This is a genomic window from Enterococcus asini ATCC 700915, from assembly GCF_000407365.1.
Classification (GTDB): Bacteria; Bacillota; Bacilli; order Lactobacillales; family Enterococcaceae; genus Enterococcus_C; species Enterococcus_C asini.
In genome coordinates this window covers 1,221,644-1,236,083 of record NZ_ASVU01000001.1, presented here as the reverse complement: position 1 = coordinate 1,236,083, position 14,440 = coordinate 1,221,644, and the positions used below count along the sequence as shown (strand labels likewise).

General features: G+C 47.4%; 15 protein-coding genes, 1 pseudogene and 1 other annotated feature. All 16 genes and pseudogenes read right to left on the bottom strand.

Annotated features, from left to right (window positions below; genetic code table 11):
• Positions 1-121: 121 nt before the first annotated feature.
• The 16 genes and pseudogenes from I579_RS06105 to I579_RS06030 all read right to left on the bottom strand — a co-directional run bounded on the left by I579_RS06105 (position 122) and on the right by I579_RS06030 (position 14,425).
• Positions 122-1,489 (bottom strand): glycoside hydrolase family 1 protein, encoded by a 1,368-nt coding sequence (locus I579_RS06105; protein ID WP_034810737.1) that lies wholly within the window; start codon positions 1,487-1,489, stop codon positions 122-124.
• Positions 1,490-1,493: 4 nt separating this feature from the next.
• Entirely contained in the window at positions 1,494-2,246 is a 753-nt protein-coding gene (locus tag I579_RS06100) for an alpha/beta hydrolase (RefSeq protein ID WP_010754481.1), read from the bottom strand.
• A 43-nt stretch (positions 2,247-2,289) separates the two neighbouring features.
• Complete coding sequence (locus I579_RS06095) at positions 2,290-3,618, bottom strand: PTS sugar transporter subunit IIC (protein ID WP_010754482.1); 1,329 nt, start codon at positions 3,616-3,618, stop codon at positions 2,290-2,292.
• Positions 3,619-3,769: 151 nt separating this feature from the next.
• Positions 3,770-4,474 carry a GntR family transcriptional regulator gene (locus I579_RS06090; protein ID WP_010754483.1) on the bottom strand — a complete coding sequence of 235 codons (705 nt, stop codon included), beginning with the start codon at positions 4,472-4,474 and terminating at the stop codon, positions 3,770-3,772.
• A 184-nt stretch (positions 4,475-4,658) separates the two neighbouring features.
• Positions 4,659-5,300 carry a hypothetical protein gene (locus I579_RS06085; protein ID WP_010754484.1) on the bottom strand — a complete coding sequence of 214 codons (642 nt, stop codon included), beginning with the start codon at positions 5,298-5,300 and terminating at the stop codon, positions 4,659-4,661.
• Positions 5,301-5,315: 15 nt separating this feature from the next.
• Positions 5,316-5,627 (bottom strand): annotated as a pseudogene (locus I579_RS06080) (MGMT family protein).
• A gap of 229 nt (positions 5,628-5,856) precedes the next feature.
• Entirely contained in the window at positions 5,857-6,339 is a 483-nt protein-coding gene (gene tnpA, locus I579_RS06075; protein WP_169337950.1) for an IS200/IS605 family transposase, read from the bottom strand.
• 206 nt (positions 6,340-6,545) lie between these two features.
• A complete protein-coding gene (locus I579_RS06070; RefSeq protein WP_010754486.1) occupies positions 6,546-7,583 on the bottom strand; it encodes a zinc-binding alcohol dehydrogenase family protein in 1,038 nt (345 codons plus the stop codon).
• A gap of 130 nt (positions 7,584-7,713) precedes the next feature.
• Complete coding sequence (gene rplT / locus I579_RS06065; protein ID WP_010754487.1) at positions 7,714-8,073, bottom strand: 50S ribosomal protein L20; 360 nt, start codon at positions 8,071-8,073, stop codon at positions 7,714-7,716.
• A gap of 54 nt (positions 8,074-8,127) precedes the next feature.
• A complete protein-coding gene (rpmI, locus tag I579_RS06060; protein ID WP_010754488.1) occupies positions 8,128-8,328 on the bottom strand; it encodes a 50S ribosomal protein L35 in 201 nt (66 codons plus the stop codon).
• Positions 8,329-8,421: 93 nt separating this feature from the next.
• The gene (gene infC, locus I579_RS06055; protein WP_010754489.1) at positions 8,422-8,946 is read right to left on the bottom strand and encodes a translation initiation factor IF-3; all 525 of its coding nucleotides are present in this window, start codon (positions 8,944-8,946) and stop codon (positions 8,422-8,424) included.
• A gap of 18 nt (positions 8,947-8,964) precedes the next feature.
• Positions 8,965-9,093 (bottom strand) — a sequence feature (ribosomal protein L20 leader region).
• Positions 9,094-9,245: 152 nt separating this feature from the next.
• Positions 9,246-9,776 carry a GNAT family N-acetyltransferase gene (locus tag I579_RS06050; protein WP_010754490.1) on the bottom strand — a complete coding sequence of 177 codons (531 nt, stop codon included), beginning with the start codon at positions 9,774-9,776 and terminating at the stop codon, positions 9,246-9,248.
• A gap of 84 nt (positions 9,777-9,860) precedes the next feature.
• A complete protein-coding gene (gene leuD, locus I579_RS06045) occupies positions 9,861-10,451 on the bottom strand; it encodes a 3-isopropylmalate dehydratase small subunit (RefSeq protein WP_010754491.1) in 591 nt (196 codons plus the stop codon).
• Positions 10,452-11,834, bottom strand: a complete 1,383-nt coding sequence (leuC, locus tag I579_RS06040) for a 3-isopropylmalate dehydratase large subunit (RefSeq protein WP_010754492.1) — start codon at positions 11,832-11,834, stop codon at positions 10,452-10,454.
• Positions 11,835-11,860: 26 nt separating this feature from the next.
• Complete coding sequence (gene leuB, locus I579_RS06035; protein WP_010754493.1) at positions 11,861-12,907, bottom strand: 3-isopropylmalate dehydrogenase; 1,047 nt, start codon at positions 12,905-12,907, stop codon at positions 11,861-11,863.
• A gap of 3 nt (positions 12,908-12,910) precedes the next feature.
• Positions 12,911-14,425, bottom strand: coding sequence for a 2-isopropylmalate synthase (locus tag I579_RS06030; RefSeq protein WP_010754494.1), 1,515 nt, complete (start codon positions 14,423-14,425; stop codon positions 12,911-12,913).
• Positions 14,426-14,440 lie beyond the last annotated feature (15 nt).

The window sequence follows — 14,440 nt, the reverse complement described above, 5'->3', positions numbered from 1 at the left end:
CTTTAAAATTTATAACAATGAAAAGACGGCTAGCTTCCATTAAAATCCTTGGAAACTAGCCATCTTTTACGTGCGTATGACGTTTGATAGGATTTAGTACATAGGACGGTGACTCATGTCTTCAGCCTTCCTGTTTTCCTTGCTTTAGTTCCGCCAAATAGTCTTTAAACCAGTAAAAGCTCTTTTTCGGTACTCGGCGCATATCTCGCAAGTCATGGTTGCCACGATTGACGTAGATCATGCCATAGCGTTTTTCCATGTCCCCGGTGGAACTAGGTAAGTCAATCAAGCCCCAACCTAGATAGCCCAAGACTTCACAGCCGTCTAGCTGTATGGCATCAAAGAGCGCTTGAATATGCTGCTCGTGGTAATAAATCCGGTAATCATCGGCAATCGGATTTTCCTCATTCCACACTTCCGGCACCCCGATGCCGTTTTCCACGGGAAAGACCGGCACGTGATAGTTTTGATAAAGTTTATTGATGATATCCCGAAAGCCCAGAGGATCGATACCCAGCCCCCATTTGTTTTCTTTCACGTAGGGGTTTTCCACTTCTCCAAAGGTCAGGTAGTAATTAGGCGCGGTGTGGTCGGGAATCTGCTTATGACTAATGGAGCCAGAACAGTAATAACTAAAGGCCAAGAAATCACTTTTCAAGCGCTGAATGGCCGCGATTTCTTCCGGGAGTATGTCCAAGGACAAATACTGCTTTTGGTACTGGCGGACTTGGTGGGAGTAACCCCTGCCGCAAAAGGCATCCAGTAGATTTTGATTGATGAATTCATCCCATTCTCTAGCCACCAAGACGTCTTGGGGATGATTGGTTTCGGGATAGATGTTGGAGTAAGCCAGCATCCCCCCGATTTGCCCCGTTGTAGTGTCATGGATGTAGTTGGCGATTTCGGCATGAGCCACCATGATATTGTGGCTAATCTGGTGGATGTTTTCCGGGGTGTTTCCTGTTTTTAACGTCCCCCCGTATTGTAAAGCCAAAGGGGTCGAGTAGAGATTTTGCTCGTTAAAAGTGACCCAGTATTTGACTTTTCCTTGGTAGCGATCCACCATTTTTTTCCCATAAGTCACAAAAGCTTCCACCACGTGTTTGCTCATGAAGCCTTCGTACTTTTCGGCCAAATGTAAGGGCATGTCGAAATGATACAGACACAGCATGGGCTCGATGCCTCGTGCTAGCATGGCGTCGATGTAGCAATCATAAAAAGCCAGCCCTTCTTCGTTGAATTCGCCGTCTCCTTGGGGATTCACCCGGGACCAGGAAATCTGGAAGCGATAGAAATTCAGGCCCATTTCTTGGAGTAAGTCCAAGTCTTCTTCGTAGCGGTGGTAACGATCGATGCCGTGCTTCCAATCCGAAGTAGTCTCCGTGGCACTGCGGACATCATAGACAGAAGGCCCTTTGCCCCCTTCGTTCCAGGCCCCTTCCGTTTGCATACTAGAGGAGGAATCCCCCCAAAAAAATGTATTCTTCATGAAATCACCCATTATCCTGATCCTTTTTTATTTCATTGACAACCTGCTCAATCTGACTGTCCCAAAACGCCCAATCGTGAGCCTCATCAAAGACGCGATAACGCAAAGGCAACAGTGCCTGCGTTGCGGCGTAAAAACCATTGTTGTTTTCAAACAGAAAATCTTGACGACCACAAGTCATGATAAACTCGGTCGTAACGTCCTGATCTGCCTGTTCTGTAACCAACTTCAACAAATTATTTTCTGAGTTCAAGAAATCGTCTTTGTCCCCAAATAAAGGCAAGAATTGCAGCACCCGCTTGAAGCCCTCCTCATACAAAGCCCCAATATCTAGGGCACCAGACAAGGAATACACTTTGCCATACCGATTTTTTTGGCGCAAACCTAGCTTAAACGCGCCGTACCCCCCCATGGAAAGCCCCGCCAAATAACGCTCGGCGGGCTTTTGGGAGAAGTGAAAGAGCTGGTCCAGATACGGGAAGAGTTCCTTCGTTAAGTAGCTGTAAATTTTAAAGCCACTTACCGAATCGGTGTAATACCCGTTGTAGCCGTGGGGCATCACCACCGCCAGATTCAGCTCTTCCACCAGTTTGGCAATCCGCGAATTCAATAGCCAAGCTTCATCATTGTCGGAATACCCGTGGAGCAAATACAACACCGGTACCGGCTCAGCGTTCAGTTTTTGCGGCAAAATAATGCTACAAGTGGTGGTTAATTCTAATACATGGGAAAAGTAATTCATTCTTAAAATCGGCATCGTTTTACTCCTGTTTTTCGTAATCCAACTGCTCCTGGCAAAATTAAGCTTTTTCTGCGTTGGCAATCGCTACTTTTTCACTGATCTTCAAGAACGGTAAGTAGAAGAATACCAAAATCACGATGATTAAGACTTGGATAACCGGTGCTCGCCAATCGCCGGCAGTGGCCAAATAGCCGCTGATCAAAGTCGGCGTGGTCCAAGGAATCATCACCACGGTTTTGCTAACTAAGCCCAATGACGTCGCCGCATAGCCAATCACGGTACCGATAATTGGGGAAAGTACAAAAGGAATGATCATTGGTAAGTTAAAGACAATCGGTAAACCGAAGATAATCGGTTCATTGATATTGAAAAGATTGGGTCCCAATGACAATTTCGCTAAGTTACGGTACGGTTGGTATTTACTGAAGATGAAAATCGCAATAATCAAAGCTACGGTGCTCCCGGAAGCCATGTTCAACGAGCCAAAGACTTGGTGGAACGCATTGGTGATAATGTGGGGAGGCTCCGTGCCTGCCGCTTTTGCCGCCATATTGTCATTCATATTTAAAAGCAACAAGGGATCCAAAATCGGACCGGCAATAACAGACTGGTGAATCCCAAAGGAGAACAACAGATTCCCCAAGCAAACCAATAAGAGGTAGCCCGGTAGACTGGTGCCCACTGCCCGCAATGGTTCTTGGATAAAGCGGGAAATCAAAGACATCAGATCAGAGCCACCAAGTTGAATTAAGAAAGAAAGTAGGGCAAACAAGGAAACCGTGATAATCGCTGGCAGCATCACGTTAAAGGAATTGGCAACTGCTGGTGGGACATTTTCCCCCAATGAAATCTGTAAACGTTTGACTGTGGTTAATTTGATAAAGAGTTCGGTGCCGATAATCCCCACGAGAATCGCCGCAAAAACCCCGGAAGTTCCTACATTAGAGTACGCAATCATGCCACCGATTTGGGTTGCTTTTTCGTCCACGGTGACCGTCACCAGCATCGGTAAAAAGGTGAAAAAGGCTGGTAAAACTGCCATAGCCGCACCGATTGGGTTGGTGTAGCCACGATTTTTAGAAAGCTGATACGACAGGGAAATCACAAATAAAATGGCTGCTACATTTAACGTCGCATTGATAATAAGATTGCCAAACCCTTGCCAAGTGACCATGGTGGATTCACTTAAAACATTGTTCATAAAACCTGATGGATCTAGAAAAACACTGTTAATTAACACCGCAATCCCGGCTAAGATAAATAGGGGCATCATCGGCGCCAGACCGTCGCGTAAGGAACGCAAATGGATTTGGTTACCGACCTTTTGAGCAATCGTTACAAATTTCTCGATCCGTGCCTCACTTTTCTGATTCTTTTCCTCATTCATTTTCTTTACCTCCATTTTTCAGCCACGCGTTAGCTTTGACTATATAGTAACATCTGTAAACGTTTTTGTAAACACTAATTATAATATGTGTATACTAATTATTTTAAAAAAGAAAAGACCCTATCGTTAGTCGATAAGGTCTTTTCGAACGTTAATTGATATCTGCCACGATTTTCCCGGAGGTATAAGGGTAACGGGTCTTCGATAAGTCAAAGGGTGTGCCGTCATCAAAAAAGACGACTTGATTGGTTTCGAGGATCGGATCCCCGAGTTTAATATGAAACTCCTTGCTATCTAGCTCATTGGCCTTTGAGGCGATAATCACCCGTTTGGCAGCACTGATAACATAGCCTAATTCGTTGCGAATGTAGTTGTAAATCGAACCTTCCAAGATACTTTCGTCCAAATCGGTGATGTATTTCAAAGGCATAATCGAAGTTTCGATACTGCGGGCTTCCTCCCCCACATAACGCACCCGCTTGATGTCGTACACAGGATTAGTGCTTTTTATCTTCAAGGTTTCTTGCTCGTATTCACTAGGAAAGCGCACGTCGAAGCGGATAATCTTACTAGTCACTTCCCCTTCTTCCAGCAAGGAAGTCCCAAACACGCTGTTAAACTGGGTGACGTTGGCATTATTTTTCTTAATATCGTTGCGGACATAGGTCCCAGAACCCCGGCGCGTATAAAGTAAGCCCTCATCGATTAAAAGCTGAATGGCTTTTCTCACGGTCACCCGGCTAGTATCGTATAACTTAGCTAAGGTTTCTTGATCCGGTAGTAGCGCTCCTTCTTGATACTCGCCTTCGATGATTTTTTCTTTCAGGGACAACGCAATTTCTTTGTACTTCGGCATCGATTTGTTCCTCCCCACAAAATATGTATACACATATCTTAAATGAAAGTTGTCAATTTGTAAACAGCATAGACAAATTACCGGTGGAATTGTTTTAGATTCCAGGAGTAAAACTGACGACTTATTGCGTTAAAGCTCCCACTACTTATCGCCAAAATCCTTGGTCTAAGGAATCAAGCTCAGACTACTTTCGTTTCCACCCTTTTAACTCCCATTCAAAGGGAGACTGGCCACCTTTTAGCCGACTGCGAAATGCTTTTTGAACCTTCAGATAGGAAGCATAATCATGCCATTTACTCCAAGCACTTGAAGCACCGCCCCTTGAACGCTTGATCTCTGCTTCAATCAAAATGCCTAACTGTTCTTTTCTCACAAGTTCCACCACATAGGTATCAATGGGTACATGAAACAAATCCGTTTTTTCCGTAAAGCCAGATACCCCCTCAACTCCCAGAGCTTCTAATACACACAGATTTTTCAAAGTCATATTGACCCATTTCTGCGCTTGACCAATCGACAAAATGCCATTTTGGGTCAAGTTTTCACACAGCGCTTGATGCCACGCATCAAAAACGTCTTCGTTCAAAGGAGCCAGGCTCAAAAGCATTTGCAAGCTGTTGGCAATTTGGTTACGACACTTATTTTTGAAATCGCTAATTTCCTCTGGTCGTAGTTCCTTATAAACAATCGTTCTTTGGACATCACGATATGCAGTATTAATGGCTTTCTGATAGGCAAACCCGTAGCTACTCTCCGCTTCTGTCACCTGTCCTACAAAAGCCACATCAATCAAAAAATCAAGATAGTCCTGTCTCGTGATACTCATGTAGACACCCCTAACTTAAAAATCCCCTTGCCATTGAAACTGTCCCAAGTCTACCCGGCCATTGGGTTTGAAGCCCACACCTTCTCTAGCCAATAATTCCGGTTGCCGTTACCAGTTGGGCGCACAGGCCCCTTGGCTGTTGACCACCCGGTGGCATGGATAGTCACCGTAATATTCCGCCTGGTGCAAGACGCGACCGACCAAGCGAGCATTTTTCGGATAGCCTGCCAAATCGGCAACCTGTCCATAGGTTGCCACCTGTCCTGGGGGAATTTCCGCCACAATGGACAACACCAAAAACGCAAACTCCTCATTCATCTTCGCCATCTCGTCACCCTCTCATTTTTTCCATTATACCCGACAAAAGAAAAAGGTGCCGCAAAATTTACGCCGGAAATGTGGTGCCGATTTCCTCCCAAAATCATTACCACCCGTCTAACGGGTGGTTTGCTCTGCGGGTGTAACCCCTCGTTGCTATGGCTACGCCTAAAGACGTTATCCTTCACTTTGTTCAGGCTCAATGCCCTTGGCACTTTCACTTACCGGTCAAACCGGTTTATTTTTTTCTGAAGCCACCATCTGAAAATGGGTCTTCATATTCTCGTACACTCAATTTATCGAGTGCGATATCGTGTGATTCCTGTTCCCGAATATACTTTGCGATTGTTTTTTCGTTTAATCCCACGGTACTAACATAATATCCTTCTGCCCAAAATTTTCGATTGCCATACTTATATTTCAAGTTGGCATGACGATCAAAAATTTGTAAGGCACTTTTGCTCTTTAAATAGCCAACAAATGAAGAGATACTAATTTTGGGTGGAATACTTACCAATATATGAACATGATCTGGCATCATATGTCCTTCGATAATTTCGACTCCTTTGTACTTGCACAAGAGTTGGAAGATCTCAATTAAATCTCGCCGTACTTGATTGTAAATTAGTTTCCGTCTATACTTTGGTGTAAATACAATATGATACTTACACATCCATTTTGTATGCGCTAAGCTGTTTGTTTTATTTGCCAAAAATCCCATTCCTTTCAATTGAGCCTGAACAACCCAATTGTACGACAGGAATGGGATTTTTGGTGGCATAGCCTCTGATTCTCTACCCGCATAGCGGGTAGTTTTTTGTTTCGGACGCTGTGCGACCTCAACAGGGCTCCACGCCCAATAACAAAAACCCCACTTAGGAAAAGTGAGGCTTTGTTTGTGCAGCAGATTCTTTATACGCCGGCCTTTCAGCCGTTAAATTCCCCGCTGACCACGACTTTTCCTAGCATATGACCAGACTCCACATCCTTGGTTGCCAACTTCAAATTCTTTGCATTGATCCCTGTGTCATAGATGCGACTGACGGTGGGCAGCACGCTACCGGCATCGGCTAACGCGGCAATCTGGGCTAACGCCGCACCTTGCGACTCAAGGTCGTAGCCAAAATCGGTCTTCGCAAACATATACTCCCAGTCAAAGGAGACGGATTTATTTTTCCACTGGGATAGGTCTAAAGGTTCATTGATGCCCACGATGGTTCCCACATGACCAAAAGGTTTGACCAGCGACTTAATGCGGTCAAAATACTTGGTGATATCATACAAAACAGCGATATAGTCCACCGCCTCTGTGCCACTTGCTGCTAATTGCACCTGTAAGTCTTGATGGTAATCAAGGGGATGACTCACGCCCATCTTAGTCAACCAGTCGAAGTTTTTCGGACTGGCCGTAGCAAAGACGTCTAAGCCCACCCAGTTGGCCAATTGATTCAAAATAGAGCCGACACCCCCAGCACCATTGATGACTAAAATGCTTTTTCCTTTTGCGGCATCTTTTTCAGGTAGGATATTGAACTTGTCAAATAACAATTCATAGGCCGTCAAAGCGGTTAAAGGTAAGGATGCGGCCTCTTCTATAGTGAGCCGTTGGGGCGCTTTGGCCACAATGCGTTCATCCACCAGTTGAAAGGCTTGATTGCTTCCCGGGCGAGTGGGCGTCCCAGCATAAAAGACCCGGTCCCCTCGACTAAAATTGCGAACCTCAGAGCCCAGGGCCACCACTTCCCCCACTGCGTCAAAGCCCAACACCCGTAAAGAGTCACTTTTAGGGGTGGTTTGTCGCAATTTCGTATCCACAGGGTTGACGGACACAGATTGAACTTTGACCAAGAGATCGCGACCACTGACCTTTGGAATTGCTTTTTTGACATCGAGAAAACTATCAGGAGTCTCCAAGGGCAAGCCTTCAAAAAAACCAACGGCCGGCATCATTTCGTTTTCAGACATTCGTGTGACCTCCTCTGATTTTACTACTTCCATCATAGCCGCCGCGCTTTTTTTCTGCACTTAATCTAGCTTGAGTGAGTTTTAGGCAAACAAAAACCCCCACTCACAAGGAGCGGGGGTTTTTCTTTGCTTATTTGTTCAAAGCGTCTTTTGCTTGGTCAGCTAGAGCAGTGAAAGCTGCTGCGTCGTTGACAGCAAGATCAGCCAACATTTTGCGGTTGATGTCGATTTCAGCGACTTTCAAGCCGTGCATCATTTTAGAGTAGCTCAAGCCGTTCATACGAGCTGCTGCGTTGATCCGAGCGATCCACAATTTACGGAAGTCGCGTTTCTTTTGACGACGATCCCGGTATGCGTAGCTGTAAGATTTCATTACTTGTTCTTTAGCTGTTTTGAATAATGTATGTTTTGAGCCGTAGTAGCCTTTCGCTAACTTAAGCACTTTTTTACGACGTTGACGAGTTACGGTTCCACCTTTAACACGTGCCATGTTGAATTCCTCCTAGATTTAAATCAAATTGTATTGTTGCTTTGAAAGGTTGTCTTAACGCATTTGTGACAATTGTTGACGAATACGTTTGTAATCGCCAGCTGACACCATGCTTGCTTTACGCAATTGACGACGTTGTTTTTTGGTTTTGCCGTGGAAACGGTGGCTTGTGAAGGCGCTGTGACGTTTCAATCCTCCGCCGCCAGTGCGTTTTACACGTTTTGCTAATCCGCGGTGTGTTTTTTGTTTTGGCATGACTAATTCCTCCTACATTTCATTGCATATGCATTCTGCACAGATCACTGAACAGCGCTGGCATTCTCAAATAAAAATCGTACGTGGGACAGTTTATTTATTATCGGCTTTAGGAGCCAATACGAGAAACATGCTACGACCGTCCATTTTTGGTTTTTGTTCCACTGTCGCAAGATCACTAGTTTCTTCTGCTAGACGATCCAAGACTTTCTGACCAATCTCTTTATGGGTAATGGCACGACCTTTAAAACGGATTGAGGCTTTCACCTTGTCCCCTTTTTCAAGGAATTTACGTGCATTCCGTAGCTTCGTATTAAAATCATTTACATCAATCGTTGGGCTTAAGCGAACTTCTTTAATGCTGATCACTTTTTGTTTCTTACGGGCTTCCCGATCCTTCTTCTGTTGTTCGAAGCGGTACTTCCCATAATCCATGATCCGGGCAACCGGGGGTTTTGCGTTTGGTGCTACTAATACTACGTCCAAGTTGGAACGCTCTGCGATTGACAAGGCTTCTGCTTTGGATTTCACACCTAACTGTTCACCGTTTTGATCGATCAAACGTAACTCGCGTGCTCGAATGCCGTCGTTTACCATCATGTCCTTTGCTATGGTCATTCACCTCCAGGTATATTCAGAGAAACAAAAAAACGAGTTCACATTCGAACTCGCACCCAAACTCACACTACACCTATGTAGTCTGAAACCTATCAGCCCAGCAAAATTTTTCACTCAGGCGAGAAGCGGGTGCTCCTTCTTTATTTCTCAACTTTTACAGTATACGGGATTTTGGAAATGATGTCAAGGGTTTTTCATGAAAACTTCAGTAGCTGATTTAGGAGGTAGGCTTGGGACTTGCTATGGAAAAAGAGCCGGCAATCCGGCTCTTTTTCAAAGTTTCATTCTAAAGTTACGGCTTAGCCTTCCCAATAAAAATACACATCTGCCTTGCCTTCTTGCTGGGTATGGGTGTAGCTACGAGTATTCAGGCCGCCAATCACAAAGCCTGTCTTCAAATAAAAACGACAAGCTCCTAAGTTGTTGTCTTGGCCAATGGTCCACAGACCGGCATAGCCTTTTTCTTGAGCGGCCTTTAACGCAAATTGAAGCAGCTTCTCGGCAATGCCTTGTCCTCGATAAGCACCGGCGACTTTTAAATCCGCCAGATACATATATTTCAACCAATCATCGGTAAAAATCCCCAAGCCGACGCAAGCTTCTCCATCAAAGGCCCCTACTGCAAAGCCTTGTTTCAGTATGTCTGCCATCACATAATGTTCCTCAGGGAAGATCTGCTGGCTCACGTCTTCCGGAGCAAAGCGCTCCTCTTTTGCCTGCCAGCCCATCTCGTCATAGCGGACTTGTAGGCGGCCAAATAAGGAAAAGGCCTCATTAGGAAGCGCCAAAGCCTGTTCATCTTGCTCCGTTAACAATCGTATCTCAATCATCCAAATCCTCCTGTCAGGTTTGCTTTCTTTTTGATGAGTATAGCAAAAAAACGGCTGAATCCCTATTCATTCAGCCGCTTTTTGTTAGCGCCAGTACGCCGGCACCCGCTTCGCCTCATAGTCCGCAATCAAGGCCGCGTCTTGTAAAGTAATGCCGATCTCGTCCAAGCCTTTGACCAGTTTTTCTTTCCAAGTACTGTCGATTTCAAAAGGCCAAACCGCCTCTCCAGCGCGCACTGCTTGGGCGGGCAAATCAATCTCGATAACTGCCTCTGCCGGCAAGGCCGCCAACGTATCCCGGGCGTCTTTTGGCAAAGCAATCGGCAAGAGGCCATTTTTCGTGGCATTCATATAGAAGATATCGCTGAAACTGCCGGCGATGACCGCTTTAAAGCCGTAATCCATCAAGGCCCAGGCTGCGTGTTCCCGAGAAGAACCAGAGCCAAAATTGTCCCCAGAGATCAAAATCGTCGCTTCTTTGTATTGGGGTTCGTTTAGCACAAAGTCGGGATTGGCGGTGCGATCTGCTAGATAACGCCAATCGTCGAATAAGAATTCCCCGAAGCCTTTTTTATCCACCCGTTTCAAGTAGCTTTTCGGAATGATCTGATCCGTATCCACATTGTCGTTCATAAAAGGCACGGTCTTGCCTGTATATACCGTAAATGCTTCCATCTAAGCACCCTCCTTTACAAGTTCCCGCACGTCTACAAAAGTTCCATGAAGCGCAGCCGCAGCCGCCATAGCCGGGGAGCACAAGTGCGTCCGGGAGTTTTTCCCTTGGCGGCCCACGAAGTTCCGATTAGAGGTGGAAGCGCAGTGGACAAATTCCGGCACTTTGTCCGGGTTCATCCCCAGGCACATGGAACAACCGGGTTCCCGCCATTCAAAGCCTGCTGCTTTAAAGATTTCGTCCAAGCCTAGTGCCTCCGCGGCTTTTTTCACCGGTCGGGAGCCGGGAACCACAATCCCCGTCACCGAGTCTTTAATCTTTTGCCCTTGGACAATCTTGGCAGCTTCTTTTAAATCCGACAGGCGCCCGTTGGTACAAGAGCCGATAAAGACATACTCCACGGGGATATCGGTGGGCTTTTGCCCCGGAGCTAGATCCATATACTGATAAGCCAGCTCGTCATTGTGATCGGCAATTGCTGGAAATTCTTCGTGGACGGCGACGCCCATTTCCGGATTGGTGCCCCAGGTGACAAACGGTGCCAGACTTCCGGCATCCAGAGTCAACAAACGGTCGAATTCCGCGTCTTCATCGGTGTACAGGGTCTGCCAATCACTCACCGCCGCCTGCCAGTCTTTTGGAGCAAAGCGCCGGTTCGCTACATAGTCGAAGGTCTTTTGATCCGGGGCAATCATCCCCATCTTCGCGCCCCCTTCAATGGCCATGTTGCAAATGGTCATGCGCTCGTCCATGCTCATGGCAGAAATCGTCTCCCCGAAAAATTCCACCCCATAGCCCACGCCAAAATCCGTGCCGTACTTGGCAATCAAAGCCAAAATCACATCTTTGGCATAGACCCCTGGCTGCAATTTCCCGTTAATCTCGATGCCCATGCGTTTGGGCTTTTTCTGCCAAATCGTCTGAGTGGCAAAGACGTGCTCCACTTCACTGGTGCCAATCCCAAAAGCCAACGCTCCAAATGCTCCATGGGTCGCCGTGTGGGAATCCCCACAGACGATGGTCTTCCCGGGCTGGGTCAGGCCCATTTCCGGTCCCACCATGTGGACGATGCCTTGGCCTTCCGAGCCATTGTCACAAAGTTCCACCCCAAACTCGGCACAATTCTCCCGCAAGGTATCAATCTGCTTTTTCGCAATCAGATCGGTAATATTGTGAATGTCCACCGTGGGTACATTGTGGTCCATGGTGCCGAAGATTTTCTCCGGACAGCGTACGGTGCGCCCAGCTTCTCGCAGTCCTTCAAAGGCTTGGGGCGACGTCACCTCGTGGATCAGCATCAAATCGATGTACAGCAGTTGGGCCTCCCCTTCTGCTCCTTTGATTACATGGCGCTCCCAAACTTTGTCAAAAAGTGTTTTTCCCATTTTATTTCCTCCCTTGTGCCCGAAACTTATTTGCCTAGTGCCGCGATTACCGCTTGGGTAAACTCACTGGTCGTTGCCTTCCCGCCTAAGTCCCCGGTGACGATGCCTTCATTCATCACATGATAGACCGCACTTTCAATCTGATCCGCTAAATCAGGTAAATTAAAACTTTGCCGCAACATCAAAACCGCGGATAAAATCATGGACGCTGGATTGGCAATGTTTTGTCCGGCGATATCCGGGGCCGAGCCGTGAATCGGTTCGTATAAGGAAACTCCGGAATCGGAATGACTGGCACTGGGTAAAACCCCTAGCGTCCCCGGCAAAACTGAAGCCTCATCGCTTAAGATGTCCCCAAATAAGTTCTCCGTGAGAATCACGTCAAATTCCGTGGGCTGTTGGACGATTCGCATGGCACAAGAGTCCACCAACTGATGGGTCAATGTGACTTCTGGATAATCTTGGGCCACAGTTTCCACAGTTTGGCGCCACAGCTTACTGGTGGCTAGCACATTGGCCTTGTCCACGGAGGTCACGTGTTTTTTCCGGGTCATGGCAATATCAAAAGCGATTTTGGCGATTCGCGTAATTTCTTTTACCGTGTAGCGACAAGTATCATAGGCTTCCGATACCCCTAGCTCCCGGGGTTCCCCAAAGTAAATCCCACTGGTCAACTCCCGTACCACTACAAAATCCGTTCCTTGAACGATGGCTTCTTTTACCGGAGATAACGGCAAGAGCGCATCCGGCACCGCAATCGGCCGGATATTGGCAAAGAGATTTAGCTCTTTGCGTAAAGCCAACAAGCCTTGTTCCGGGGTTTGGCTGGCCTGCTCCCAAGGTGATCCCGCCGGCCCCCCAATCGCCCCTAGTAAAATGGCATCGGCTTCCTGACAAGCGGCTAAGGTATCTTCTGGTAAGCCCACTCCCGCAGCTTCAATTCCCGCACCCCCAAAAGGTTTTTCGATAAACTCAAAAGTTTCCGGAGCTGCCGCTTCTAAAACGGCTAAAGCCGCCGCCATAATCTCTGGTCCAATGCCGTCACCGGCTAAAATCACGATTTTTTTCTTCATTGTCTAGTTGGCCCCCTTTTTCAATAGTGCGCTGGCTTGGACGTAGGCTTTGGCCGAGGCCTCCAAGACGTCGAAGTCCACTCCGATGCCGTTAAGGCGCTTGCCCGTTTGCGGACATTCCAGAAAGACGAGCACTTCTGCTTGGGCGTCTTCTCCGGCGGTTAGCGCGTTGATTTCATAGTTCACTAAAATCGGCTGTTGTTCAAAAATCTGGTCGATGGAATTGTAAATCGCTTGAATCGAGCCGGCCCCCACGGCCGAGGCCACATGGGTTTGCCCCTCTTGTTCCACGCTGACGATGGCTCCTTGACGCCCGGCCGAAACATACTGCAACTGCAAGCCGGTTAAGTGGGCGCTGTCGGTTTCCCCCCGCACCTCGTCGGCTACTAAAGCAATCAAATCCTGATCGGTAATCTGCTTTTTCTTATCTGCCAAATCCTTAAAGCGCTTGAAGGCCGCCTTCAAGGCTTCCTCGGACAACTGATACCCCAGCTCTCCCAGTTTGGTGACAAAAGCATGGCGCCCGGAGAGTTTACCTAGAGGCAGGGCATTGTTTTTGACTCCGACTAATTGCGGCGTGATGATTTCATAGGTTTCGGGATTTTTCAGCACCCCATCTTGGTGAATGCCGGACTCATGGGCAAACGCATTAGCCCCAATCACCGCTTTGTTCCGAGGCACCGCCACCCCGGACAGGCGAGCCACGATATCCGAAGTGTGCTTGGTTTCAGCCAAAGTAATGCCGGAAGTCGCTTGGTAATAGTCTTTGCGGATATGTAGCGCCACCACCACTTCTTCTAGCGCCGTATTCCCAGCCCGCTCCCCGATGCCATTTACCGTGCCTTCCACCCGGTTCGCCCCATTTTCAATGGCCGCCAGTGCATTAGCCGTGGCCATGCCCAAATCATCATGGCAATGGGAAGAAAAAATAATCTCCTCTTGGGCTTGGATATTGCCGATCAAATAAGCAAACAAAGCGCCGTACTCGGTCGGATTGGTGTAGCCCACCGTGTCCGGGATATTGATAATCGTCGCTCCCGCATCAATGGCGGTCTGCACCGCCTTTAACAAGAACGCTTTTTCCGTGCGGGTGGCGTCTTCCGGGGAAAACTGGACTTTTTCAAAACGTTCTTTCGCATAGGCCACGTGCTCTTTAATCGAAGCCAAGACTTCTGTTTCCGTCATCTTCAGCTTGTACTCCATGTGCACGGGACTCGTAGCTAAAAACACGTGAATCTGTGGGTGTTTGGCCTCTTTCAACGCCTCGTAAGCCCGGTCGATGTCTTTTTTCTGGCAACGGGCTAACCCCGCCACCGTCATCTTTTGCGCTGCCCGGCTAATGGCCTGAACCGCTTCGAAGTCCCCTTGTGAAGCGATGGGAAAACCAGCCTCAATCGTGTCGATGCCCCATTTTTCCAGTTGTAAAGCAATTTGAACCTTTTCCTTCGTATTAAAATTGACTCCCGGCGTCTGCTCCCCGTCCCGCAAAGTCGTATCAAAAAATTGGATCTTCCGCATGAATTTCTCCCCCTT